Source organism: Campylobacter novaezeelandiae, from assembly GCF_018968685.1.
GTDB lineage: Bacteria > Campylobacterota > Campylobacteria > Campylobacterales > Campylobacteraceae > Campylobacter_D > Campylobacter_D novaezeelandiae.
In genome coordinates, this window is record NZ_CP076657.1 from 361521 (window position 1) to 385924 (window position 24404).

The window sequence follows — 24404 nt, forward strand, 5'->3', positions numbered from 1 at the left end:
ATTCAATCACCTCATGCGATTGTCAAAAGCTATATCGTAAAGTTAAAAATTTTTTTTATATTTTTTTGAAAATTTTTAAAATATCAGTTTTTAAAAGGATAAAAAAGGCTAATCAGTTATATTTTTTCATAATTTCATATTTGGTTTTTAAATTTTGTATAAAGTATTCTAAGAAATTTTTATAAGCTAGAATGAGATGATATAAGTATTCTCTTTCATCATTTAAATGCATTTTTAAAACTTTAGACATATTAAAACCTCTATTAAAGATTAAAGCTTTGCCTATTGAGTCTTCCAAAAATGCACTATTATTTAAAATTTCATTAAAACTACTTATATTTTTATGAACATTTTGTAAAAATTCTAAAGGTAAAATAATATCTTTGCTTAAGATATTATCCAATGCTTCTTTTAAAGTTTTAGCATCATTTAATAAATTTTCGCAAGTTTGTTTATCTTGTTTTAATTTTTCAAAAAATTTAGCAATGAGTTTAGAGCTTCTATTTTTAGTTAAAGGTTTTAAATTTTCAAATTTAGGTTTTTCTTTATGAAGTAAATTTTCACAAGCATTTTTAAAAGATATTTCTTTAGTAAAATTTATCCTTGCTCCACCTTCTGTGGCATTGTAAAAATTTACTTCTTGATTACAGGCAAAAAGGTATTCTAATTTGATACGATAATCATTCCAAAGCACGTGAGTTAAAACTTCACCCTTGCCCCCATAAGCTATGCAGTAATTTTTTTCTATATCACTTTCTTTTTCAAATTCACTTCCATAAGCAAAATTTTCAGAATGCGAATTTCCTTTCTCATCATAGGCTAAATCTTGTCCTATCATAATAATATTTTTAAATCCTAAAGCAAGAGCTAGAGTATAAGAGAAATGACTTACATGAGTTCCTGTATCTATGTAACCAAAATCACTAAGGCCTAAATTTTTAAAGAAAGGATCTTCTCTTAAAATAATACATTTGTTTGTAATTTTGCTTGCGACATTATAATTTGTTCCAATGGCTAATACATTTAAAATTTTATTATCTTGATCTTCGTAAAAATTTTTTGTTAAATCAGAAAAATCTAAATTGGTCACATAATCAGGCTTAATATCCTCTTTTAATAAAATGCTCAAAGCTCCATCTGCACAAAAAATAAAAGCTTTATTTTGATATTTTTTAAGTAAAGGAAGTTGCTTAGCAAGTGAAGGTCCTGCTGAAACTACTATGGCTGTATCAAAGGTATTTTTTCTTTGATTTAGAAGTCTTTGAAAAGGAATGTTTTCTAGCATGGTAGGGATATTGCAAAGTATATTGTCATAAACTAAAAAAGGAACATCTAATGTATAATGTAAATTTCTAATAAGTAAAGTAGTATTTGCTAAAGCAAAATTTAAAATTTGCTGATAGGTTTGATTGTGAAATCTTTCATAATAAGAGTTAATAGGAAAAAGTTCAAATAAATTTAAATACTCAAAAACACCTTTCATATCAAAAAGGATTAAAAACTGGATATTTACTTTTTCTTCTGTGGTGTCTAAAAGATGAATTTTGCCACTGCTTAATTCTTCACTTAAATCCAAAATACTAAGAGCTAGATATAAAAGCTCAATTTCGCTTTCAAAAATGAAAATTCTTTTATAATATGGAGCTAGATTTTTAATCAAAAGAGCATTAGCTATACCAAAAAAACAAATATAAGGATAATGTTTAGTTTTGGCTAAAAAATTATCAAAAGAATGATTTAGTTCTTCGTGCATAAAATCATCATCATAAATAAAAGTTTCAAATTTATTATCGTAAATGTTGAATTTATCATTTAAAATGAAACGTTGTGATTTTTTATGATTTTGTAATTTTAAGGCTAAGGGTTCATTAACTCCTGATGCAAGAGCTTTTATATTTCTTTGTAAAATTGGATTCATTTTATACCTTAAAGATGATTTTATAATTTTTATTTTATAGTTTGGAATTTTACATTTTTATTTTAAATTTTCTTTTATATAGAGTATTAAGTGTGTTAAATAAATTTAAAAGTTAGATTTATCATTGGTTTGAAAGATTTATGCAAAAATTCTAGGAAAATTCCTAGAATTAATTTTTAGCCGCTATAACCTCAATCTCAACTAAAGCATTTTTTGGTAAATCTTTTACTGCAAAAGCACTTCTTGCAGGATAAGGAGCTTTGAAAAAGCTTGAATAAATTTCATTAAAATTTACAAAATCATTAATATTGGCTAAAAAACAAGTTGTTTTAATTACATTATCAAAACAAAGATTATTTTCTTTTAAAATAGCTTCTATATTTAATAAAGATTGTTTAGTTTGTTCTTTGATATCTTTAGCTTCTATCTCACCACTTTCTGGATTGATAGGAAGTTGTCCTGAAATAAATAAAAATCCATTAGCTTCTCTATAAGCTGAGTAAGGTCCTATAGCTTTTGGATAGTTTGACATAAAATCTCCTTTATGGTTTAATGTGAAATATTTAATTTTAATATAATAAAGTTTAAATTCAAAAAAATTTATTGTAAATTATATGTTTTGTTGAATTTATTGGTTAATGTTAAGACTTAAAAAATAAAACATTGCAGGGATAAAAGCGTATAAAATAAAAAATATTTTTAAAAAAATGATTATATAAATAATTTTTATTTTTTATTAATAATTTTTATCAATTAATATTATTTTTACTTTTAAAGAATATAATAATTTTAATGAATTATTTTTTTATAAAGGAGAAATTATGAGAAAATTAACAAATGATTTTGGAAATATTGTTGCTGATAATCAAAACTCTTTAAGTGCAGGTGTTAAAGGGCCATTGCTTATGCAAGATTATATTTTGCTTGAAAAGCTTGCCCATCAAAATAGAGAAAGAATTCCTGAAAGAACAGTTCATGCTAAAGGAAGCGCAGCTTATGGAGAAATGAAAATAACAGCTGATTTAAGTGCATATACTAAAGCAAAAGTATTTCAAAAAGGAGAAGTTACTCCACTTTTTTTACGCTTTTCAACTGTTGCAGGAGAAGCAGGAGCGGCTGATGCTGAAAGAGATGTTCGCGGTTTTGCGATTAAATTTTACACTAAAGAAGGAAACTGGGATTTAGTAGGTAATAATACTCCGACCTTTTTTATCCGTGATGCTTATAAATTCCCTGATTTTATCCATACTCAAAAAAGGGATCCACGCACTCATTTAAGAAGTAATAATGCCGCATGGGATTTTTGGACGCTTTGCCCTGAAAGCTTGCATCAGGTAACTATTTTAATGAGCGATAGAGGAATTCCTGCGAGTTATCGCCATATGCATGGTTTTGGAAGTCATACTTATAGTTTTATCAACGATAAAAATGAAAGATTTTGGGTGAAGTTTCATTTTAAAACTATGCAAGGTATTAAAAATTTAACCAATGAAGAAGCGGCTAATTTGATAGCAAAAGATAGAGAGAGTCATCAAAGAGATCTTTATGAGGCTATTGAGAGAAAAGAATTTCCAAAATGGAAAGTTCAGCTTCAAATTTTAGCTGAAAAAGATATAGAAAAACTTGGTTTTAATCCTTTTGATTTAACTAAAATTTGGCCTCATAAAATTGTTCCTTTAATGGATGTAGGTGAAATGATCTTAAATAAAAATGTTGATAATTATTTTAATGAAGTAGAACAAGCTGCTTTTAGTCCTAGTAATATAGTTTCAGGGATTGGTTTTAGTCCAGATAAAATGCTTCAAGCAAGAATTTTCTCTTATCCAGATGCGCAAAGATATAGAATAGGGACAAATTATCACCTTTTACCAGTAAATCGTGCTAGAAGTGAAGTAAATACTTATAATGTTGCGGGTGCTATGAATTTTGATACTTATAAAAACGGTAAAGCTTATTATGAGCCAAATAGTTATAATGATAGCCCAAAAGAAGATAAAAGCTATCTTGAGCCTGATTTGATTTTAGAAGGTAATGCTCAAAGATATAAACCAATGGATGATGATTTTTATAGTCAACCTCGTGCTTTATTTGATTTGATGAATGAAGAACAAAAAAAACAACTTTTTAATAATATTGCATCTTCTATGGATGGGGTTGAAGAAGCGATTATCAATAAAGCTTTAAATCATTTTGAAAAAATTTCACCTGCTTATGCAGATGGTGTTAAAAAAGCTTTAAATAAGTAATCTTTACTTGCCTCTTTTTGGAGGCAAACTAAAGGTTATTGAAAGGATAAATTATGCAACTTAGCTTAGAAGAAGAAAAAAGATTTGCCGAACTTTGCAAAATGGCGTTTGATTTTGCAAGAAATAATGACTATGAAAATTTAAAAATAATGTTAGATGCGGGTTTAAATATAAATTTAAAAACACACAAAGGAGATACTTTGCTTATGCTTGCTGCTTATAATAATTCTTATGAGTGTGCAAAAATGCTTTTAGAAAAAGGTGCAAAAGTTGATGAGAAAAATGATCGCGGACAAACACCTTTAGCTGGGGTATGTTTTAAGGGATATTTGCCTATGTGTAAACTTTTGGTTAAATATGGGGCTAATATTGATGAAAATAATGGTTTGGGAATGACTCCTTATACTTTTGCATTAATGTTTGCAAGAAAAGAAATTGCCGAGTTTTTGCTTCAAAATTCTAAAAAAAGCTTTTTAAAAAAGATAAGTTTAAATATTTTAAAGATATTTAAAAAATAGGTTTAAAATATTTTTTTAAATATATAAAGGCTATTTTTTTACTGAGAATATATTCTAAATAACATTTTATTGTGTTTTTGTTTGTTTTTTATTGATGTTAAATTATAATTATCCCTTTTTTTTAAAAAAGGGATAACAATGAAAAAAATATCTAGAAGAAAATTTATTTCTTTTGCTGTTATATCAGTCCTTGGTTTTCCTTTGTCGATAAATGCTTCTCAAGATAAAAAAATAATGAAAAATTTGATGAATATTACGATGTTATTGTTGTTGGAAGTGGAATTAGTGCGCATATTTTGCAACCTATCTTGCAAAAAAATAAAATTAATGTTCTCATGATAGAGAAAATGGATAGAATTGGCGGAAATTCTGTTTTATCTCAACAAGATTTTGCTGTAATGGGTTCTGATCTTCAAAAAAAAGAAAATATACAAGATAGTGTAGAACTTTTTTTAAAGGATCTAAATAAAGCTGGCGGGGGGGGGGTATAACCATAAAGAGCAAAACTTAAGATTGATTAAATATTCTAATGAAGCTTATGAATTTGCTAAATCTTGCGGGATTAAATACAGCAATAAATTAAAATTTTTAGGAGGTCATAGTGTCCCAAGAACTATTCAAGCTATAGGTGGAGGTGGAAAGACTATACAAACTATCCATAATACCTTTTTAAAAGAGGGTGGAAAATTCAAAAAAGAAACCAAATGTGATGAAATTATTAAAAATGATAAAGGTGAGGTTATAGGGATAGAAGTAAGAGAAAATTATCGTTTTGATTGAAATTTAAAAAATGATGATAGAGAAAATAAAATAGGAATTAAAAAAAGATATTGCGCAAGAATGGCGGTAGTTTTTGCTACGAGTGGATTTAGTAGAGATGTTGAATATAGAAGCATAGAAAATCCAAGATTAAAATGCGCCCATACTCCATCAAATCTTGGACAAACTGCTGGAGTAAACCCTGTGCAAGTTTCTTTAAGTCGCTTTTCTTTTGGCATTCCTACAGAAGATTTAATTTATGGAATTATTGTAGATAAAAATGCACAAAGATTTATGAATGAAGATAGAGATCATCAAGTTCTTTCAAATAAAATTTTAGCACATATGGATAATTTAAAACTGATATTTATCCAATTGTTATTTTTGATTCTAATGGATTTTCAAATTCGCATGATCCAAGAAGAATGCAAAGTTTTATTAGTTCTGGAAAGATGTTTCGTTTTGAAAATTTAGAAGAATTAAGTAGTTTTTTTGATCTTGATTTAAATGAGCTTAAAAAAACGATTAATGAATATGAACAAGGTTTAAGTAATCAAAAAGATAAGTTTGAAAAAGATCTTAGTAAATCAAAAAATTCAGGAATTAATAAAGCTCCATTTTATGCTATGAAAGCTATGCCAAGTTTAAGCTATACACCTGGTGGAATTTTTATAGATACAAATATGAAATTTTATCTATTGAAAATAATCAGCCTATTAAAAATCTTTACGCTATAGGAGAAGCTACAGGAGGGGTACATGGGCTCTAGCAGACTTACAAGTTGTTCTATACCTGATTGTATGACTTCTGGGTTACTTTGTGCAAAAAATATTATAAGTGAAAAATTAATATGAGAAAAATAATTATTTTATTATTGTTTTGTTTTTGAAAATTCCTATTCAGATGAATAAAATAGAACCATAAAGCCTCATCATAAAGAAGTTTTGATAGATTGTAGAGATTGCCATGGGCGGATTGATAAAAAGGATTTTAAACCAGTTAAGACTCCTATTTGTCTTGAGTGCCATAAAAGTAAGCAAAGTTTAGCAGAAAAATTAGATTTTTTAAAGGGTAAAAATCCTCATAATTCTATACATGATGGCTTAAATCTTAAATTGTTATTCTTGTCATAGTGAACACAAACCATCTTACAATATGTGTAAAGATTGTCACAATACTTCAACTTGGATGAGGGATATAAAATGAAGAAAATAATTTTTCTTGTATTTTGCGGTTTTTTAATAGGACTTATAACTATATTTTTTGTACAAAAGATGATTAAAATTACTGGGGATTTGCCATTTTGTAGAGCTTGTCATGTTATGGAGCCTATGGAAAATTCTTACTTAAAAGATGTTCATTCTGGTATAGGATCAAGCGGTATTAAAGCAGCTTGTGTAGATTGTCATTTACCTCATGATAATTTAATCAATTATCTTACAACTAAAATTCACAATGGCGTTAAAGAAGTGTTTATAACAGCTATTAATCATGATGAAAATATAAATTGGTTAGAGAAATTAGAAAATAGAAAAAAATTTGTTTATGATTCTGGATGTTTAAATTGTCACTCTAATATAAAAGATAATCTTTTAGCATCGACAAAACAAAATTTAATGCATAAAAAATATTTTGATTCAAATCAAACTTTAAGTTGTGTTAGTTGTCATAAGCACGTTGGACACAAAGAAATAAGAGGAGAATTAAATCAGTTTGATGTGCAAAAATACCCTTTATTTAAATAAGGGTATTTATTTTCATATGTTTTACTTTTAAATCTCTTGCTTAGTTTTTATGATTTTTATTTAATTTCTTATAGTTAGATTGTCTATATTTTATATTTTTATTTTTTAAGAATATATTTTAAGATAATATTTTATATATAAAACAAAATTATAATCCGTGTATTTTTTATTAAATGAAAATTAACTTACCATAAAGGAGATTTTATGTCAAACTATCCAAAAGCTATAGGACCTTACTCAGCTTATAGAGAAGCTAATGGATTTTTATTTATTTCAGGACAACTTCCTATCAATCCAGAAAGTGGTGAGATAGAAGCTAAAGATATCAAAGAACAAACTAAACAATCTTTATTAAATATAGAAGCTATTTTAAAAGAAAATAATCTTTGTTTTGATAATGTAATTAAAACAACTTGTTTTTTAGCCAATATTAATGATTTTGTAAATTTTAATGAAATTTATTCAAGCTTTTTCAAAGCTCCTTATCCTGCAAGAAGTGCTTTTGCAGTAAAAGATTTACCAAAAAATGCTTTAGTTGAGATTGAGGTTATAGCGGCTAAAGGGTAATTATGTTGGGACTTATTTTTTCATTTTTTAGTATAGCTTTGCTTGTGTTTATGCTTTATAAAAAAATTAACGCTCATATGGCATTGCTTTTAAGCGGATTGCTTTTGCTTTCTTTGGCTGCTATTTTTGGGCTCTCTCCGCATATTGTTGCTAAAGGTTCTTTAAATTTAGGTTTTTTTGATATATTTGAAGTTTTTAATCAAACTATGTCAAAGACATTAGCAGGACTTGGTCTTACGCTAATGAGTATAGCAGGTTTTTCTGCTTATATGGATCATGTTGGAGCTTCTTATGCGCTTTTTAAAGTTTTTGAAAAACCTTTAAAAGCGGTAAAATCTCCTTATGTTTTACTCATAGTTGCTTATTTTACCGTGCAATTTTTAGTGCTTTTTATCCCTTCTCATGCAGGTTTAGCACTTTTACTTATGGTTACTATGTATCCTATACTTGTGCGTTCTGGTGTTTCAAAGCTTTCTGCATTAAGTGTTATTGCCATTTGTCAATACATTGATCATGGTCCTGGAAGTGGAAATGTTATTATGGCATCAAAGATAGCTGAGATTGATCCTGCGATCTATTTTGTTCATTATCAACTCCCTACAACTTTGCCTATCATTATAGCTGTAGGTATTGCGATATATCTTTGCAATAAATTTTTTGATAAGAAAGATAATTTTATTTTTAATAAACAAGAAATTGAAAAAGAACTTAATGAAAATGAAAGTAAAGAAAAAGAACTTAAAAAACCTCCTAGAATTTATGCTATTTTACCAATCATTCCTTTGATTTTAATTTTAGGATTTAGTTCAGTATTTGATAGTATTTTGGTTTTAATGGGAATTATTAATGCACAAGAGTTAAAAACAGAAACTGCTACAGCAATTAAAATGAATGTTCCAGTAGCAATGATAATTTCAACTTTTGTAGCTATTATTTTTGAAATAATACGTTATAAAAGTATAGTAGAAACTCTTAATTCTATTATGATTTTCTTTAAAGGAATGGGTCATTTATTTGTAATTACGGTTTCACTCATCGTTTGTGGTCAAGTATTTGCAAGTGGCCTTTTATCTGTAGGTTTTGTAGATACTTTAATAGAAATTTGTAAAAATGCAGGTTTTGGGGTGCTTGCTATTATTAGTGCTATTTCAATTTTACTTGCAATTTGTGCTTTTTTAATGGGCTCAGGAAATGCAGCATTTTTTAGTTTTGCCCCACTTATCCCAAATATAGCAAAACATTTTAACATCGAAACTATTACCATGATAGCACCTATTCAAATTATGACAGGTTTTGGAAGGTGTGTTAGTCCTATTGCGCCAGCGATCTTAGCTATTTCAGCTATTGCAAAAGTAAGTCCGTTTGCTGTGGTTAAAAGAACAGCTATTCCTATGCTTGTAGCGGTTATTGTAAATATTATTATGACTTATATCTATCTTTAAAGGAGAAAAAATGAATTCAAAAACTAAGCTTATTCATTGTGGTAGAGGCGATCAAAATACTGAAGTAAGATCGGTTAATCCTACTCTTATGCGTGCATCAACTATACTTTTTAAAGATCATGCAACTTGGCAAAAATACAAAGAATTAAGAAAGACAGATCGTGTTTTAAGTTATGGCGCTAGAGGAACAGTGACCAATTTTGAACTTGAGAAGCTTATTTGCACTTTAGAAGGTGGATATAGAGCTCAACTTTTTCCAACAGGACTTGCGGCACTGGCTATGGTGCTTTTAAACTATGCAAGTAAAGATGCGCATTTTTTAATCACTGATGCTATTTATGGACCTGTTAGAACGATTTGTGAGTTATTTTTGGAAAAAATAGGAGTCAAGATTGATTTTTTAAAAGCTGATGCAAGTGATGTAGAAGAAAAAATCAAACCTAATACTAAGCTTATTTTATGTGAGAGTCCAGGATCTATACTTTATGAGATTATAGATTTGCCAAAACTTTGTAAAGTTGCTCACGCTCATAATATCCCAGTAGCTATTGATAATACTTATTCAAGTGGGTATTTTTTAAATCCTTTAGAGTTTGGTGTAGATATTTCAGTTATTGCTGCTACAAAATATCTTAGTGGGCACTCTGATGTAACTATGGGTATAGTGGTTGTTAATGAAAAAGAGTGGAAAAATTTTGATAAACTTCCAGAAGTTTTAGGTTTTACAACAAGTCCTGATGATGCTTATTTAGTACTTCGTGGTATGAGAACACTAGATGTAAGAATGAGAGCCCATGAAAAAAATGCAGATGAAATTGTAGAATTTTTACAAACAAGAAAAGAAGTTAAAACTATTTTTTATCCAAAACTTAAATCTCATCCAAATCATGAAATTTTTATGCGTGATCATAAAGGGGCTAATGGCATGATTACCATTGAATTTATAGAAGATTTTAGTAAAGATGATGCTATTAAATTTGCAGATAAATTAGAATATTTTTCAATAGGTGCAAGTTGGGGTGGCTATGAAAGTTTAGCAACTGTAACTACTCCACCTAGAACCATAGCAGATCTAAGCAAAAGGGGTCCATTTGTAAGATTTCATATAGGCCTTGAAGATACTAAAGATTTGATTGCTGATTTAACACAAGCTTTTGATAGTATTAAAAAATAAGGAGATAAAATGACAGGAATTAGTGTATTTGATCAAAAATTATTAGCAAACTCTTGGAGCACTGAAAATATGCGTGCGATTTTTTGTGAGCAAAATCGCATACAAAAATGGCTAGATGTTGAAGCAGCATTAGCAAAGGCACAAGCAAAACTTAAAATTATTCCTAAAAAGGCAGCTGATGAGATTGTAAAAAAGGCTCATTATAAATTTATGGATATGGATTTTATATTTGCTGAATTTAAAAAGACTAAACATCCTTTAGTTCCTACGGTTAGAGGTTTGGAAAAAGCTTGTGATAATAATTTAGGCGAATATGTGCATTTTGGAGTAACCACTCAAGATATTATCGATACAGGACTTATTTTACAATTTAAAGAAGCAATGCAGCTTATAAAAAGTGAATTAAAAATTATTGCAAAAGCTTTAGTAAAACTAGCTAAAACACATAAAAATACTGCTATGATGGGAAGAACTTTAACTCTTCAAGCTTTACCTATTACCTTTGGACATAAAGTCGCTATTTGGTTAAGTGAGCTTGAACGTCATTTTGAAAGAATACTTGAACTTGAAAAAAGACTTTATGTTGGTAGTATAGTAGGTGCTGTAGGAACTAAGGCAAGTTTAAGCGATAAGTGTAATGAAGTAGAAAGGCTTACTTTAGAAAATTTAGGACTTGAAACTCCTAATATCTCTTGGCAAAGTGCACGTGATCGCTTTATAGAGCTTGGATTTGTCTTAGGCAATATCAATGCAACCTTTAATAAAATTGCCCATGAAATTTTAATTCTTTCTCATAATGAAATTGATGAAGTTGCAGAGCCTTTTGGCAAGGGTCAAGTAGGATCAAGCACTATGCCACATAAGAGAAATCCTGCTATAAGCGAAAATGCTGTTACTGTAAGCAATGCTTTTAAAGCAAATTTAGCAATTTTAAGCGATATAGAAAGACACGAACATGAAAGAGATGGTCAAGTTTGGAAAATGGAGTGGAAGCTTTTACCTGAAATGTTTTTAATGCTTTCTGTGGTTTTAGCAAATATGAAATTTGCTCTTAGTGATTTGGAAGTAAAAAAAGATAAGATGCTCAAAAATTTAAACACTCTTAATGGTTTTGTTTTAGCAGAGCGCATTATGTTTGCATTAAGCGATCATTATGGAAAACAACATGCTCATGAAATCGTTTATGAAAATGCAATGCTAGGCATTGAAAAACAAAAAACTTTTAAGGAAGTTTTGCTTGCTGATAAAAGAGTATCTAAAGTATTAAAAGAAAAAGAAATTGATGCTTTGCTTGATGCGACAACTTATGTAGGATATGCACCAAAACTTGTAGATGAATTTTTAGCAAAAATCAAAAATAGTGCTATTTTAAAATAGGGAAAATTATGTTTTATAGCGAAATTTTAGCAGATTTTATTTTAAACATTCGATATGAAAATATTCCTGATGTTGTTGTTCAAAGAGCTAAAGAGCTTATGCTTGATAGCTTTGGAACTGCTATAGCAGCAAGTAATGAAGAATGTGTTTTGAATGCTTTTAAAACCTTTAAAAATTTAAGTACAGAAAAAAATACTCCTGTATGGATAAATGAGCAAAAATTAGATCCTATATATGCTGCTATGCTTAATGGTATTGCTTCTCATGCACTAGATTTTGATGATACACATACAGAAGCTATTTTACATGCAAGTGCGATTTTAGCACCGCTTTGTTTGAGTTATGGTTTTTATATTAACAAAGAGGCTCAAAAAATTATCAAAGCTTTTATTGTTGGCTGGGAAATTGCAGCTAGAGTAGGTATTGCAGGTAAAGGAACTTTTCATAAGCGTGGTTTTCATACTACTGCTATTGCTGGAATTTTTGCAAGCACAAGTGCAAGCGCAATCTTGCTAGATCTAAACAAAGAACAAATCATTAATGCTTTGGGACTTGCTGGAAGTTTTGCAAGTGGGATTAATGAATTTTTATCCAATGGTTCTAATTCTAAGGTTTTGCATATAGCTAATGCTATTAAAAATGGGATTATGATCGCCCATTTTGCTAAGAATAATATGAGCGGACCTTTGAGTATTTTTGAGGGTAGGGATAATATCTTTAAATGTTTTGGTATAGAACAAGAATGTGATAAAACAGAGCTTAATAAGGCTTTGGGTGAAATTTGGCAAACTATGCAAGTTTCAATAAAACCTTATCCAAGTTGTCATTTTGCTCATGGACTAATTGATTGTGCTATTGCTTTAAAAAATGATGGCTTAAAGGCTGATGAAATTAAAAGTATTTGTTGTTTTGTAGATGAGGTTGCTGTTTCTTTTATTTGTGATCCTTTAGAGGCAAAATATACTCCAAATAGTGCTTATGAGGCTAAATTTTCTATGCCTTTTTTAATGGCTTTGGGATTTTTTGATGGCAAGATTACTCTTAAATCTTATGAAAATTTAAAGCGTAAAGAAGTGCTTGATTTTGCTAAAAAAATTACTTATAAAAAAAGAAAATCTCAAGGTTTTCCAAAATATTTTCCAGGTCACTTAGAAGCTATCTTGCAAAATGGAAATATAATTCAAAAAGATATTTTTATCAATAAAGGTAATTTTGATAATCCTTTAAATTTTGAAGAATTAAAGATGAAATTTTTAAATAATGTTTGCATAAGATTAAACATCAAAGAAGCAAATGATTTATTTGATTTTTTTATGAATTTAGAAAAACAAAATAGTTTTTTATAATTTTTTAATGTTTGATTTTAAAATTATATTTTATGCGGTATTGAAAAATAATTAGAATTTTAATTAATAATTGATAAGTTCTATAAATTTAAACTAGAATTTATTTTTCTATTATAAATTTTATAATTGAAAGAAAAATGTTAAATAAAATAAATAATTTATATCTTTAAAATATACATTTTCAGATAAAGAAGTATTGTAGAATTATATATTTGTATAAATTTGAAATTGTTTTGGTTTTAATCTGGATAAATTTAAAGTTTGCAAAATGCAAACTTTAAATTTAAATTAAGAAAAATAAGGTTTAATTTGTTCAATCCAAGCATCAATTCTTGATTCTGTTTGATCCTCTTGATTGTCATTATCTAGTGCGAGTCCAACAAATTTACCATTAACTACTGCATCGCTTGATTCAAAAGTATAACCATCGGTTGAAACTTCTCCTACTAAATTTGCACCAGCATTTTTTAAATTTTCAGCTAGTTTTCCCATAGCTCCACAAAATGTATCAGAATAGCTTTCGCTATCTCCCATACCAAAAACAGCTACAGTTTTACCTGAGAGTTTTAAAGCTGAAAAATCAAAACTATCCCAATCATCTTGTAAATCACCGCTTCCCCAAGTTGAAGTTCCAAAAAGAATTTTGTCGTAAGAATTAATTTTATCAGCATCAATATCGCTGATATTAAAAACATCACTTATTCCAAGTTTTGAAGCGATTGTATTTGCAGCGCCTTCTGTGTTTCCCATTGAACTTCCATAGACTATTGCTATTGACATTTTATCTCCTTAAATTTTAATTAATAAGAGATATTTTACCATATTTTATTAAGCTTTTTTTCTAATGTTCAAAATTCTCTAATTCTTTATTTGTTCCAAGTAAAATTATAACATCACCACTATAAGCAATAATTGTTTCAAGATCTGGTAATATTTCCCAATCCCCATTTGATTTTTTATAAGCAATTATTTTCATATTTTGTGCTATATGTTTAAGAGAATTTCCTGCTATTTTATCATCTACAATCATCTTAATAGCACGAATTGTATTAGCGGATAGGTCAAAAATTTCAAAATCTGTTGATCGCAAAAGAAATTCTTTTACAAGTCTTTTTGCACTTTCTTTTTCAGGATATATGACTTTTGATGCTCCCAATTTTGAAAGAATTTGTCCATGCATAGTAGAAGTTGCTTTTGCAATAATTGTATTTACCCCTATATCTTTAAGAGCCATTAAGGTTAAAATACTTTTTTCAACATTTTCCCCAATACTCACAATGACAGTTTCAGCTTCGTGAAAACCAGCTTCTTTTAAAGCTGTGGTATTGGCAGAATCTAGAATATAAGCATAATTAGTAGAATTTTGAATATTTTTTAAAGCTTCTTCGTCTTTATCAGCAACTATAACAGTATGCCCTTGAGAAATTAATTCTTCAGCTACAACCGATCCAAATTTTCCTAGTCCAATAATCCCATAAGTAATATTTTTCATAAATTTATTCTTCCTTCTGGATATTTAATATACATTGTTTTATCTTTGTTAAATACAGAAAGTAAAAATGCAAAGACACCTATTCTTCCACTTATCATTAAAACAATTAAAATAATTTTACTTGGTTCATTTAATAAAGCACTTAAAGAAAGCGATCCGCCATCTCCTACTGAAACTCCAACCGTAGCAAATGCTGAAGAAGTTTCAAATAATAAAGTAATGAAACGAATATCTGGATTTAATAAAGAAAGTAAAATTACGCATACAATAATATAAACAGCTGAACCAATGGCAATAATAAAAGCTTTATTGATAGTTTCTTGTGGAATTTCATAATTAAAAATTCTTACACGACCATTTTTAATAGACCAATAAGCATAAACTAATAATACAACTATTGTTGTAACTTTCATTCCTCCAGCAGTTCCTCCTGGTGCTCCACCTATCACCATAAATAAAGAACCAAAAAATAAACTGGCATCTCTTAAGCCACCTAAGTCAAGTGTTGAAAACCCTGCTGTCCTATAGTTAATTGCCGTAAAATACGAAGCAAGCAATTTATCAAAAAAAGAAAAATTTCCAATTGTTTTAGTATTAGAATACTCAAAAGTAAATATAATGAAAGTCGAAAATAAAATTAAAAATACCGTTGCAATAATAACAATTTTAGCATGTAAACTAAGATTTTGCAAACGTTTTTTTTGAAAAAAATAAAGTTCGATTAAAACAAAATATCCCAATCCACCGATAATGATTAAGGTTGTAATAATAAAATTTATAGCTAAATCATGTTTATAATCCATAAGTCCTGTTTTGATTATACTAAAACCAGCGTTATTGAATGCACTTATAGAATGAAATAGGCCAAACCACAAAGCTTTTGAAAAATTCATTTCTAAAGCAAAGCGTAGGGTTAGCAAAATAGCACCGCATAATTCTATGGCAAGAATAAATAATAAAACTTTTTTAAAAAATTTAAATAATCCATCCATAGAAGGATAAAGTAAAGTTTCTCTTAATAAATTTTTTCCATCAAAACCTACTTTTTTTCTGATTAAAATATAAACCAAAAGTCCTATTCCTACATAGCCTAAACCACCAATTTGTATAAGAGCTAAAATAATAATTTGTCCGTATACGGTAAAATCTGTAGCGATATTTTTTGTCACAAGCCCCGTCATACTAACAGCTGAGGTGCTTATAAAAAAAGCGTCTAAAAAACTAATAGATTTTGTATGAGCCCAATCGCATAATAAAAGCAAAGCTCCTATTAAAGCAATGATAATATAACCAATTAATAATATTTTAAAAGTGCGTCTATCAAGTCCAAATTGTTTCAAGAAATCCTCGATAAAATTTTTATTTTAAAATTTTATAATTCTAGCTTTTGAAACTTTAATAAAAATAAAAATTAAATTTAAAGTTATATTAAAGATAAAAAGATAGAATTACACTCTATGAAAAATTTTTAAAGTGGTTGGATAGCTCAGTCGGTAGAGCAGCAGACTGAAAATCTGCGTGTCGGCAGTTCGATTCTGCCTCTAACCACCATTATTCTTTTAAATACTAGATTCAAAAATAACTTCTATCATAAATTTTTAAAATAGTTTTCATAATTGAATAAACTGTTTTAATTGTTTTAATATTATATAGCAGATGTTTTATATTAAAATAATTGTTAGATTATAAGTATAAGGATTATAAAATTTCTGTTTATAGAAATTAATAAAATGTGGTGGATTTAGCAGGACTCGAACCTGCGACCAACCGGTTATGAGCCGGTTGCTCTAACCAACTGAGCTATAAATCCGAAACTTATAAATATTTAAAGATTGTAATTATAATTAAATTTTCTTAAAAATATTTTATTTTTTAATTTTTTGTGTCCAAAAAAATCTAAAAGTAATTAAGTGTTGCAAAATTCCAAAAAAAACCATAAAAGTTGTAAAAGAACTTCCGCCGTGACTAAAAAATGGCAAGGGAACTCCAACTACAGGTGCAAAACCTATAGTCATAGAGATATTAACTGCTGCATAAATAAAAATAAAAAGTGCAACAGCGTTAATAGCAACTCTAGCAAAATAATCTTCTTTGAGTTTATAGTTTAAGCTTAAGAGGTGAAGTATAAGTAAAATATAAAGTATGATTAAAGAAAGTCCTCCTAAAAATCCAAATCTTTCTATCATGTATGCAAATATAAAATCACTTGTAGAAATAGGTAAAAATTTAAAATGGGTTTGAGTAGCTTCTTCGTAAGTTTTTCCGGTTAGCCCCCCATTACCTATGGCTATCATTGATTGAATAACTTGATAACTTGGTTTTTCTGATAAAAAATCATGAATTCTTTGTTTTTGATATGGTTTTAAAAAATGGGTATAAATTAAAGGAGAACTTAAAGATAATGCTAAAAAAATACTTAGCCAAATTTTGTAATTTACTCCTATAATAAAAAGCACACCAAATCCAACGATAAGTAATATTGTGGCAGTTCCTAAATCAGGTTCTTTTGTGATAAGTAAAAAAGGTAAAAGTATATAAAAACTTAATTTTAAAAATTGTTTTACATTATAACCATTTCTTGATGGTGGATTTTGATGAATAAGATAAGCAAGCATTAAAATAAAAAAAGGTTTAAATATTTCAGAAGGTTGGATGGTAAAATGTGTAAATGGAATTTCAAGCCATCTTTTAGCTCCAAGCTTTTCAACACCGAAAATATCTACACTTAAAAGTAAGGCTATATTAAGCCAGTAAAATACAGGAATAAGCCATATTAGCTTTCTAAGTGGCAAAAGAAAGAAAAAGCTAAATGCTAAAAATCCCACACAAGTATAAATAAATTGTTTTTCGGCTAGAAAAGTATTTGCTTCAAATACAAGAAAAAATGATATCAGTATAATAGGCAAAATTAAAATAGGTTGAATATAATCAAAATGTGTTAAAATACGTCTATCTAGTTTAAACAAAATTAACCTTATAGTTTTTTATATTGAATTATATGTTAAAATTCTTTAATTTTACAAAGGGTTTGAAAAAATAATGCAGAATTTTTTAGTAGGTAATGATATTCGTTTAGATATTTTTCTAAGTAAAAATTTAGAACAAAGTCGTAATCAAGTAGCTTTACTCATTAAAAATGGTTATGTTTTGGTTAATAAAAAAATTCAAACTAAAAATTCTTTTAAACTAAAAATAGGCGATACGGTTGATATTAAAGAAGTAATTTTGCAAGAAAAAAATCTTAAATACAATGTAGATTTTGATATAGATATTTTATATGAAGATGATGATGTAGTTGTGTTAAATAAACCTCCTCATTTGGTCGTTCATGGTGCAAAAAGTGTTAAAGAGGCCACTTTGGTTGATTGGCTAATGCAAAAAAATTACACCCTTTCAAATTTAGGAGGTGAACTTAGAGCAGGTCTTGTACATAGATTGGATAAGCAAACAAGTGGGGCAATAGTTATTGCAAAAAATAATTATTCTCATAAAATTTTAAGCGAACAATTAAAAGATAAATCAATGGGGAGAATTTATCTTGCATTAATCAACTTACCCTTAAAACAAGATAAAATAATAATACAAAAATTTTTAATGAGATCTCCTAGTAATCCGATAAAAAAAATAGCTATAAATGAGGAATTAACGTGTGCAAAAAGTGCAAAAAGTGCTTTTGTAAATTTAATGATAAATGATGAATTTTGCTTAATTGGGGCAAAGTTATTTACAGGAAGAACTCATCAAATAAGAGCGCATTTAGCAAGTTTAAATCGTTATATTTTAGGAGATTATTTATATGGATATAAAGGTAGAAATGATTTAAGGGTTATGCTTCATGCTTACATTTTATATTTTATCCATCCTAGAACAAAGGAAATGCTATTAATTAATGCTCCTTTGATGGATGATTTTAAAAAAGTTTTATTTAAAAAATATACTTTAGGAGAGTTAGATGAAAAAATTTCAGTTCAAGTTTTATTTTCTTTGTTTAATTCTTTTGTTTAATACTATAGAAGCAAAAGAAATTTTAGTTAATGAGTCTTTGCCAAAAATAGAAAATTTAAAAAGTATAAGTGAAATGAGTAGCATAGGCTTTGAATGGGATCCTTTGTATGATCAAAATATAGCCGGATTTTATTTATATCGTGCTAGTGATAGTGAGCCAAATTTTAAAATTATTGCTACGATTAAAGATAAATTTCAAACTCATTTTGTTGATACAAAATTAAATCCCGGGACTAAGTATTTTTATAGTTTAAGAAGTTTTAATGATCAAGGTCATATTTCTGAAGAAGGCAAAGTGATAGAAGTTTACACTATGCCACGTCTTGAAAAAATTCCTTTTGTTGAAGCTATTACAAATTTGCCTAATCGTATTAAGCTTATTTGGCGTCCTCATCCTGATTTGCGAGTAAGTTCTTATATCATTGAGAGAAAGAAAGATGGAGAGGGAGAATTTAAAAAAATAGCAGAAGTTAAAAATCGTTTAAACGCAGAATATATAGATGATAATTTAAAACCAAATGAAAATTTCTCTTATAGAATTTTTGCACTTAGTTTTGACGGTGTGATGAGTGAGCCAAGTGATATTTTAAGTTCAAATTCAAAAGCTTTACCACCTGAAATTACTTCTTTAAGCGCTAGTTTTGATCAGGTAAATAGAATTTTTTTAAATTGGGATAAAAGTGATTATAAAGATTTTTCTTATTATAAGATCTATTCTACAAGTTCAAGTTTTTTGCCTTATACTTTGCTAGCAAAAACTCAAGAAAACAACTATGAAGATATTGTAAATGGAAAAAATAAAAGTAAATATTATAAAGTAACTATAGTTGATAAAGATGGACTTGAAAGCCCTATGCCAAAAAATGGTATAGAAGGAAAGACTTTAGGAGATCCATTGGCGCCAAGTATCATACTTGCACAAATTAAAGATGGAGCAATCGAGGTTGAGTGGATAGATAATGATAATAGGGCTGTTGAATATATGGTAAAAAGATATGGTGGAGGCAGTACTGCTATTTTTAAAGGTCTTAAAGAAAAAAAACTTAGAGATATTAAAGCTTTGCCTGGAGTAGAATATACTTATGAGGTTATTTCTATTGATAATCAAGGTTTAGAGTCTGAACCTTCTAAAAAAGTAAAAGCAGCACAGTAATGCCAAATTTTAAAGCTAAATCCATTAAAGAATTAACTTTGCCTTTTTGTAGCAATGGAGTAGAGTTTTTATGGAAAGCATATAATGAAAATGTTATCTTGATTTTTACAAAAGTAGAAGAAGAAAGTTTTTTTTTACAAGTTAAGCAAGATAATCAATTTTTTATTATTAAGGCTGATAAGCATTCTAAACCATCTAAAATAACATATTTACAAAAAGCTTTATTGTGTTTTAAAGAAAATTTTTGCAACGAGATTGTAAGTGAGTCTTTTGCTTTTAAGAAAAATGCTTTAGATAAAAAAATTCCCTTAATAGCATATGATTTTAATGAGATTTTAGAAAAAATACAAAATTATAAAAAAATTTATATAGAAATAGGTTTTGGTTCAGGAAGACATTTGCTTTATCAGGCTAAAACTAATCAAGATATTTTGATTTTAGGTATAGAAATATATACTCCTGCTATAGAACAGGTTGCTAAGCTTGCTTTAAATCAAGAAATAAATAATATTTTATTGATACAAAATGATGCAAGGTTGTTATTGAGCGTTTTGCAAAAACAAAGTATTGATAAGATTTTTTTGCATTTTCCTGTTCCATGGGATAAGAAACCGCATCGTAGAGTAATGAGTGAAGCTTTTTCAAAAGAATGTGCTAGAGTGCTTAAAAGTAATGGAAAATTTGAACTTAGAACAGATAGTTATGAATATTTTAATTATAGTTTAGGAATTTTTTTAGAATTTGAAAATCCAAAATTTGATATAAAAAAGAATGAAGATTTGGAGATTTCGAGTAAATACGAGGATAGATGGAAAAAACAAAATAAAAATATTTATGATTTAATTGTTTATAATCTTAATTCTTTTGATCAAGAAAGAAGTATTATAGATTTTAATTTACAATCTATTCATTTTTCTAAAGAGCAGTTAAAGCTTTTGCGTAATTTTAAAAATCAAACATTTAAATATAAAGATTTTTTTCTTCATATTGAAAATTTTTATATAACTTCAGATTCTTTAGTTGTAAAAATAGCTTTTGGAGCTTTTAATAAACCTGAACATGCCTATATTTTTTTAGGAGATAAATGTTATTTTGTATTTAAAGCTCCTTTTAAAACTTTAGAGAATTTAAAAGCTATAGAAGAATTTAAAAAAATAATTTACTATGAAAATAGATTATTTTCTTGAATTTTAAGTGAAAATAAAGCAAAATAATTTATTTTAATTTTTTATTTTTAAGGAAAATTAATGTCTAACCTTATAAAAGCACAAAAATTATCTTTAGGTTATGATGAGCTAGTTATTAAAGAGGCGAGTTTTGCTTTTAAAGACGATGACTTTGTTTTCATTACTGGAAAAAGTGGAAGTGGCAAAAGTACACTTTTAAAATCATTTTATGGAGACTTAGAATTGCTTTCAGGTCAACTTGAAATTTGTGGAAGCAGTATGAAAAAAATAGGAAATTTAGAACTTCTTAAATTGAGACAAAAAATAGGTATTATTTTTCAAGATTATCGCTTAATCAAAGAATTTAGTGTTGAAAAAAATGTTATGCTTCCTCTCATGATAAAAGGTTATAGTAAAAAAATATGTCAAGAACAAGCAACTAAGCTTTTAAAACATGTCAATTTAACCTTTAAGGCAGATAAAAAACCAGATCAGCTTTCAGGAGGAGAACAACAAAGAGTTGCTATGGCAAGAGCATTGGCTCACAATCCAAAGCTTTTGCTTTGTGATGAACCAACTGGAAATCTTGATGAGTATTCATCTGATATTATTTGGACTCTTTTAAAATCAGCTAGGGAGCTTTTGGGAACTTGTGTTGTAGTTGTTACACATAGAATTCCAAGCAATTTAAGACTTAATTATAGAAGATTTAATATAGAAAATGGAAAAATGAATGAAATTTTTTAAAACCCACTTATCTTTAATATTACCTTTGCTTTTTATGATGTTTGCTTTTGAATTTATTTTGTTAACTAACGCTACTTTAAAGCATTATGAACAAGTTTTAAACAAAGAATATAATATTATAGTAACTAGTTCTAATGAATTAAGTCAAAATTTAATTAAAACTAAAATACCATCAGTTGTATCAGTAGAAATTTTAGATCCTAAAAAACTTATTGAAAGACTTAAAAATGATATTTCTGATAAAAATTTAAAAATTTTAAGAGCTTCTTTGCCAAAGTTTTATACCCTTAAGCTTGATTATCTCCCAACTCAAGAGGAGTTGATGCAAATTAGAACAACTCTTTTAACAATACCTGGAATTAATAAGGTTGAAACTTTTTCAAAAACTCATGATAAAATATATTCCTTACTTGTTCTTATTAAAGTGGTATTTTGGTTTTTTATGTGTATTATTATTTTACTTTCATTTGTGTTATTTTTAAAACAGATGAGAATATGGCTTTATGAGCATACGCAAAGAGTTGAAATTATGTGCTTATTTGGTGCGCCATTTTGGTTTAGATCTTTTATGCTTTATAAAATCGTTTTAATTGATTGTTTGATCGCATTTTTAATTTTGCTTATATTTTTTACACAAATTTATAATTTTTCATTTATACAAGAAAGTTTAAAGTCTATAGATCTTATTTTACCTAAAATCAATTTTATTTTACATTTAGGTGGAATTTTTATTTTTACTTTATTGATTTGTCTAATTTGTGTTAATTCTGTTATGTTTAGAGTTAAAAAATGAGAAAAATCTTTTTTATCTTTTTTTGTTTTTTGGGTTTATTTGCCAATGAAATTTCAGAAAAAACTAAAAATTTGGAAAGCAATAAAAGGATTCAAGAACAACTTAATAAAAAACTCGAAGATTTGGCAAATGATATTTTAAGTGGAGAAAAAAAATTAAAAGAATTAAGTGATCAAATTCAAGTTTTAAATTTACAAACAAATAAGTTAGAAGCTAATGCAAAAGCACAAAATAAAGAGCTCCAAACTTTAAGCTCTCAAAATAAAGAATTGCTCAAAAGCAAGGCTTTAATGGAAAATAAGCTTATAGTCTTAATGGCCAAAGATTTTGCCTATGATTTGCCTATCCCTCAAGGTTATATAGAGAGTAAAGAAAGTTTTATGGCCTTTGAGGTTTTAGAAGGTCTTGATAGGGTTTTGAGCGAAGAGATTTTTAAGCTTTCTAAAGATTATGAAGATATAACACGTCTTATTGATAACAAACAGGCTCAAATTCAAAAGATTAATCTTAATCTTAAAGATTATAATGATCAAATAGCTAAGTTACAACTTTTAAAGCAAAATCAACTTAATGAAATTAATAAACAAAAAACCGATAGAAGTATTTATGCTAAAAAATTAGAGAATTTGCAAGCCCAGCAAGAAGAATTAAGAAAAACTTTAAATCAATTAAAAATCATTCAAAATAAAAAGCAAGAAGAGACAAAGGACAATAAATCAAAGCCTTCAAATAATAAACAAACTATTAGACAGCTTGGTTCAAGTTATCAAAGTGGTAATATTAAAAAATATACCGGAAAAAAAACTATAGCACCTTTAGATTCTTTTACTGTAAAGCAAAAGTTTGGCAATTATTTAGATCCCATATACAATATAAAAATTTTCAATGAAAATGTAATATTAAGAAGTACAAAAAGTGATGCAACAGTTAGAAGTGTTTTAGATGGAAAAGTTGTTTTTGCTAAAGATACTTCTATGCTTCAAAGAGTGGTTATCATAGAACATAATAATGGTATTCATACCATCTATGCACATTTAGATAAAATAGCACCAACAATTAAAGTTGGAAAAAATGTTAAAAAAGGATCTGTGGTTGGAAGGATTAAGAATGATTTAACTTTTGAAGTTACTCAAGAAAATTTTCATATTAATCCATTAGAGCTTATTAGTTTAAATTAGCTAATTTTAATAGAAGTTAAAATATAATTTTATAAGTTTAAGGAGGAGAAATGCATCAAGATAAAAAAAGGGTTTTGGTAAAATTTTCAGGAGAAGCTTTAGCTGGAGAAAATGGCTTTGGAATTGAAAATTCTATTCTAAAATTCATTGCTGCAGAAATTAAAACTTTAATTCAAAACCAAATTGAAGTTGGTATTGTTATAGGAGGCGGTAATATAATAAGAGGCGTTTCTGCGTCTAAGGGCGGTCTTATTAAAAGGACAAGTGCTGATCATATGGGAATGCTTGCAACGGTTATAAATGCTATAGCAATTCAAGAAGCCTTAGAAAGTTGTGGACTTGATGTTAGAGTTCAAAGTGCTATACAAATGGAAGCTTTTTGTGAAACTTATATTATGAGAAGAGCTCAAAGACATTTAGAAAAAGGTCGTGTTGTGATTTTTGCCGCAGGAACTGGAAATCCTTATTTTACAACCGATACAACAGCCATTTTAAGAGCTGTTGAAATTGATGCTCATATGGTTATTAAGGCAACAAAAGTTGATGGGATTTATGATAAAGATCCTAATAAATTTGAAGATGCTAGGTTTTTAAATACTTTAAGTTATGATGAAGCAATGCAAGATAATATAAAAGTAATGGATGATACTGCGATTGCCTTAGCAAAAGATAATGCTTTACCTATTGTAGTATGTAATATGTTTAAAGAAGGAAATTTATTAAAAATAATACAAGGCGATATCAGTCTTTGTTCTATAGTTAAAAATTAAAGGATAAA

The 24404-nt window shown here is 27.8% G+C and carries 27 protein-coding genes and 2 tRNA genes; 22 read left to right on the plus strand and 7 right to left on the minus strand.

The genetic code is table 11. From position 1 onward, the window contains the following. Positions 1-112: 112 nt before the first annotated feature. Both CNZW441b_RS01950 and CNZW441b_RS01955 read right to left on the minus strand, forming a co-directional pair. Entirely contained in the window at positions 113-1918 is a 1806-nt protein-coding gene (locus CNZW441b_RS01950) for a motility associated factor glycosyltransferase family protein (RefSeq protein WP_131186960.1), read from the minus strand. 169 nt (positions 1919-2087) lie between these two features. Continuing rightward, a complete protein-coding gene (locus CNZW441b_RS01955) occupies positions 2088-2450 on the minus strand; it encodes a Rid family detoxifying hydrolase (protein ID WP_216681510.1) in 363 nt (120 codons plus the stop codon). Between the two features lie 289 nt (positions 2451-2739). Here CNZW441b_RS01955 and CNZW441b_RS01960 point away from each other — a divergent pair, with 289 nt between their 5' ends. From CNZW441b_RS01960 to CNZW441b_RS02005, 14 genes are all read left to right on the plus strand, one after another. Next, complete coding sequence (locus CNZW441b_RS01960; protein WP_131166265.1) at positions 2740-4164, plus strand: catalase; 1425 nt, start codon at positions 2740-2742, stop codon at positions 4162-4164. 50 nt (positions 4165-4214) lie between these two features. Continuing rightward, positions 4215-4682 (plus strand): Cj1386 family hemin-binding protein, encoded by a 468-nt coding sequence (locus CNZW441b_RS01965; RefSeq protein WP_216681596.1) that lies wholly within the window; start codon positions 4215-4217, stop codon positions 4680-4682. A gap of 138 nt (positions 4683-4820) precedes the next feature. Next, a complete protein-coding gene (locus tag CNZW441b_RS08095) occupies positions 4821-5021 on the plus strand; it encodes a hypothetical protein (RefSeq protein WP_243830603.1) in 201 nt (66 codons plus the stop codon). After that, the gene (locus CNZW441b_RS08100; RefSeq protein ID WP_244985441.1) at positions 4979-5173 is read left to right on the plus strand and encodes an FAD-binding protein; all 195 of its coding nucleotides are present in this window, start codon (positions 4979-4981) and stop codon (positions 5171-5173) included. Before CNZW441b_RS08095 ends, CNZW441b_RS08100 begins: the two co-directional genes overlap by 43 nt. A gap of 22 nt (positions 5174-5195) precedes the next feature. Next, positions 5196-5462 (plus strand): hypothetical protein, encoded by a 267-nt coding sequence (locus tag CNZW441b_RS08105; protein ID WP_243830601.1) that lies wholly within the window; start codon positions 5196-5198, stop codon positions 5460-5462. Between the two features lie 60 nt (positions 5463-5522). Next, a complete protein-coding gene (locus CNZW441b_RS08110; RefSeq protein WP_244985442.1) occupies positions 5523-5915 on the plus strand; it encodes a hypothetical protein in 393 nt (130 codons plus the stop codon). Next, positions 5867-6178: a hypothetical protein gene (locus tag CNZW441b_RS08115; RefSeq protein ID WP_244985443.1), complete on the plus strand. Its 312-nt coding sequence runs from the start codon at positions 5867-5869 to the stop codon at positions 6176-6178. The genes CNZW441b_RS08110 and CNZW441b_RS08115 overlap by 49 nt, the downstream gene beginning before the upstream one ends. Before the next feature lie 183 nt (positions 6179-6361). After that, positions 6362-6574 (plus strand): cytochrome c3 family protein, encoded by a 213-nt coding sequence (locus tag CNZW441b_RS08270; RefSeq protein WP_425331637.1) that lies wholly within the window; start codon positions 6362-6364, stop codon positions 6572-6574. Between the two features lie 69 nt (positions 6575-6643). After that, positions 6644-7186, plus strand: coding sequence for a cytochrome c3 family protein (locus CNZW441b_RS01980; protein ID WP_216681512.1), 543 nt, complete (start codon positions 6644-6646; stop codon positions 7184-7186). 204 nt (positions 7187-7390) lie between these two features. Beyond that, positions 7391-7753 carry a Rid family detoxifying hydrolase gene (locus CNZW441b_RS01985; RefSeq protein WP_131163958.1) on the plus strand — a complete coding sequence of 121 codons (363 nt, stop codon included), beginning with the start codon at positions 7391-7393 and terminating at the stop codon, positions 7751-7753. Between the two features lie 2 nt (positions 7754-7755). Continuing rightward, positions 7756-9195: a C4-dicarboxylate transporter DcuC gene (dcuC, locus tag CNZW441b_RS01990; protein ID WP_216681513.1), complete on the plus strand. Its 1440-nt coding sequence runs from the start codon at positions 7756-7758 to the stop codon at positions 9193-9195. Positions 9196-9205: 10 nt separating this feature from the next. Continuing rightward, the gene (locus tag CNZW441b_RS01995; RefSeq protein WP_216681514.1) at positions 9206-10369 is read left to right on the plus strand and encodes a trans-sulfuration enzyme family protein; all 1164 of its coding nucleotides are present in this window, start codon (positions 9206-9208) and stop codon (positions 10367-10369) included. A 9-nt stretch (positions 10370-10378) separates the two neighbouring features. After that, entirely contained in the window at positions 10379-11746 is a 1368-nt protein-coding gene (purB, locus tag CNZW441b_RS02000) for an adenylosuccinate lyase (RefSeq protein WP_131163773.1), read from the plus strand. 8 nt (positions 11747-11754) lie between these two features. After that, the gene (locus CNZW441b_RS02005; protein ID WP_216681515.1) at positions 11755-13092 is read left to right on the plus strand and encodes an MmgE/PrpD family protein; all 1338 of its coding nucleotides are present in this window, start codon (positions 11755-11757) and stop codon (positions 13090-13092) included. A gap of 288 nt (positions 13093-13380) precedes the next feature. Here the strand turns inward: CNZW441b_RS02005 and fldA are convergent, their stop codons facing one another. From fldA to CNZW441b_RS02020, 3 genes are all read right to left on the minus strand, one after another. After that, positions 13381-13872: a flavodoxin FldA gene (gene fldA / locus CNZW441b_RS02010; RefSeq protein WP_131166258.1), complete on the minus strand. Its 492-nt coding sequence runs from the start codon at positions 13870-13872 to the stop codon at positions 13381-13383. Positions 13873-13933: 61 nt separating this feature from the next. Further along, the gene (locus tag CNZW441b_RS02015) at positions 13934-14584 is read right to left on the minus strand and encodes a potassium channel family protein (RefSeq protein ID WP_131163770.1); all 651 of its coding nucleotides are present in this window, start codon (positions 14582-14584) and stop codon (positions 13934-13936) included. Beyond that, positions 14581-15924 (minus strand): TrkH family potassium uptake protein, encoded by a 1344-nt coding sequence (locus CNZW441b_RS02020; protein ID WP_131163769.1) that lies wholly within the window; start codon positions 15922-15924, stop codon positions 14581-14583. The genes CNZW441b_RS02015 and CNZW441b_RS02020 overlap by 4 nt, the downstream gene beginning before the upstream one ends. A gap of 135 nt (positions 15925-16059) precedes the next feature. Here CNZW441b_RS02020 and CNZW441b_RS02025 point away from each other — a divergent pair. Then, positions 16060-16135, plus strand: a tRNA-Phe gene (locus CNZW441b_RS02025). Positions 16136-16317: 182 nt separating this feature from the next. On the opposite strand, the gene CNZW441b_RS02030 is transcribed toward CNZW441b_RS02025, so the two are convergent. Both CNZW441b_RS02030 and CNZW441b_RS02035 read right to left on the minus strand, forming a co-directional pair. Next, a tRNA-Ile gene (locus CNZW441b_RS02030) sits at positions 16318-16394 on the minus strand. Positions 16395-16449: 55 nt separating this feature from the next. Continuing rightward, positions 16450-17550, minus strand: a complete 1101-nt coding sequence (locus tag CNZW441b_RS02035; RefSeq protein WP_131163768.1) for an FtsW/RodA/SpoVE family cell cycle protein — start codon at positions 17548-17550, stop codon at positions 16450-16452. Positions 17551-17623: 73 nt separating this feature from the next. Between CNZW441b_RS02035 and CNZW441b_RS02040 the strand changes: the two genes are divergently transcribed. Genes CNZW441b_RS02040 through pyrH form a run of 7 tightly spaced genes read left to right on the plus strand, consistent with a single transcriptional unit; the run spans position 17624 to position 24396 of the window. Beyond that, a complete protein-coding gene (locus CNZW441b_RS02040; protein WP_131163767.1) occupies positions 17624-18589 on the plus strand; it encodes an RluA family pseudouridine synthase in 966 nt (321 codons plus the stop codon). After that, the gene (locus CNZW441b_RS02045; protein WP_131166257.1) at positions 18537-19742 is read left to right on the plus strand and encodes a fibronectin type III domain-containing protein; all 1206 of its coding nucleotides are present in this window, start codon (positions 18537-18539) and stop codon (positions 19740-19742) included. Before CNZW441b_RS02040 ends, CNZW441b_RS02045 begins: the two co-directional genes overlap by 53 nt. Beyond that, the gene (trmB, locus tag CNZW441b_RS02050; RefSeq protein WP_131166256.1) at positions 19742-20929 is read left to right on the plus strand and encodes a tRNA (guanosine(46)-N7)-methyltransferase TrmB; all 1188 of its coding nucleotides are present in this window, start codon (positions 19742-19744) and stop codon (positions 20927-20929) included. The genes CNZW441b_RS02045 and trmB overlap by 1 nt, the downstream gene beginning before the upstream one ends. 60 nt (positions 20930-20989) lie before the next feature. Next, a complete protein-coding gene (locus tag CNZW441b_RS02055; RefSeq protein ID WP_131163764.1) occupies positions 20990-21655 on the plus strand; it encodes a cell division ATP-binding protein FtsE in 666 nt (221 codons plus the stop codon). Continuing rightward, positions 21642-22448, plus strand: a complete 807-nt coding sequence (locus tag CNZW441b_RS02060; protein WP_131163763.1) for an ABC transporter permease — start codon at positions 21642-21644, stop codon at positions 22446-22448. The genes CNZW441b_RS02055 and CNZW441b_RS02060 overlap by 14 nt, the downstream gene beginning before the upstream one ends. Next, entirely contained in the window at positions 22445-23626 is a 1182-nt protein-coding gene (locus CNZW441b_RS02065) for a murein hydrolase activator EnvC family protein (RefSeq protein WP_131163762.1), read from the plus strand. The genes CNZW441b_RS02060 and CNZW441b_RS02065 overlap by 4 nt, the downstream gene beginning before the upstream one ends. Before the next feature lie 50 nt (positions 23627-23676). Further along, positions 23677-24396: a UMP kinase gene (gene pyrH, locus CNZW441b_RS02070; RefSeq protein ID WP_131163761.1), complete on the plus strand. Its 720-nt coding sequence runs from the start codon at positions 23677-23679 to the stop codon at positions 24394-24396. The last annotated feature ends 8 nt before the right edge of the window (positions 24397-24404 follow it).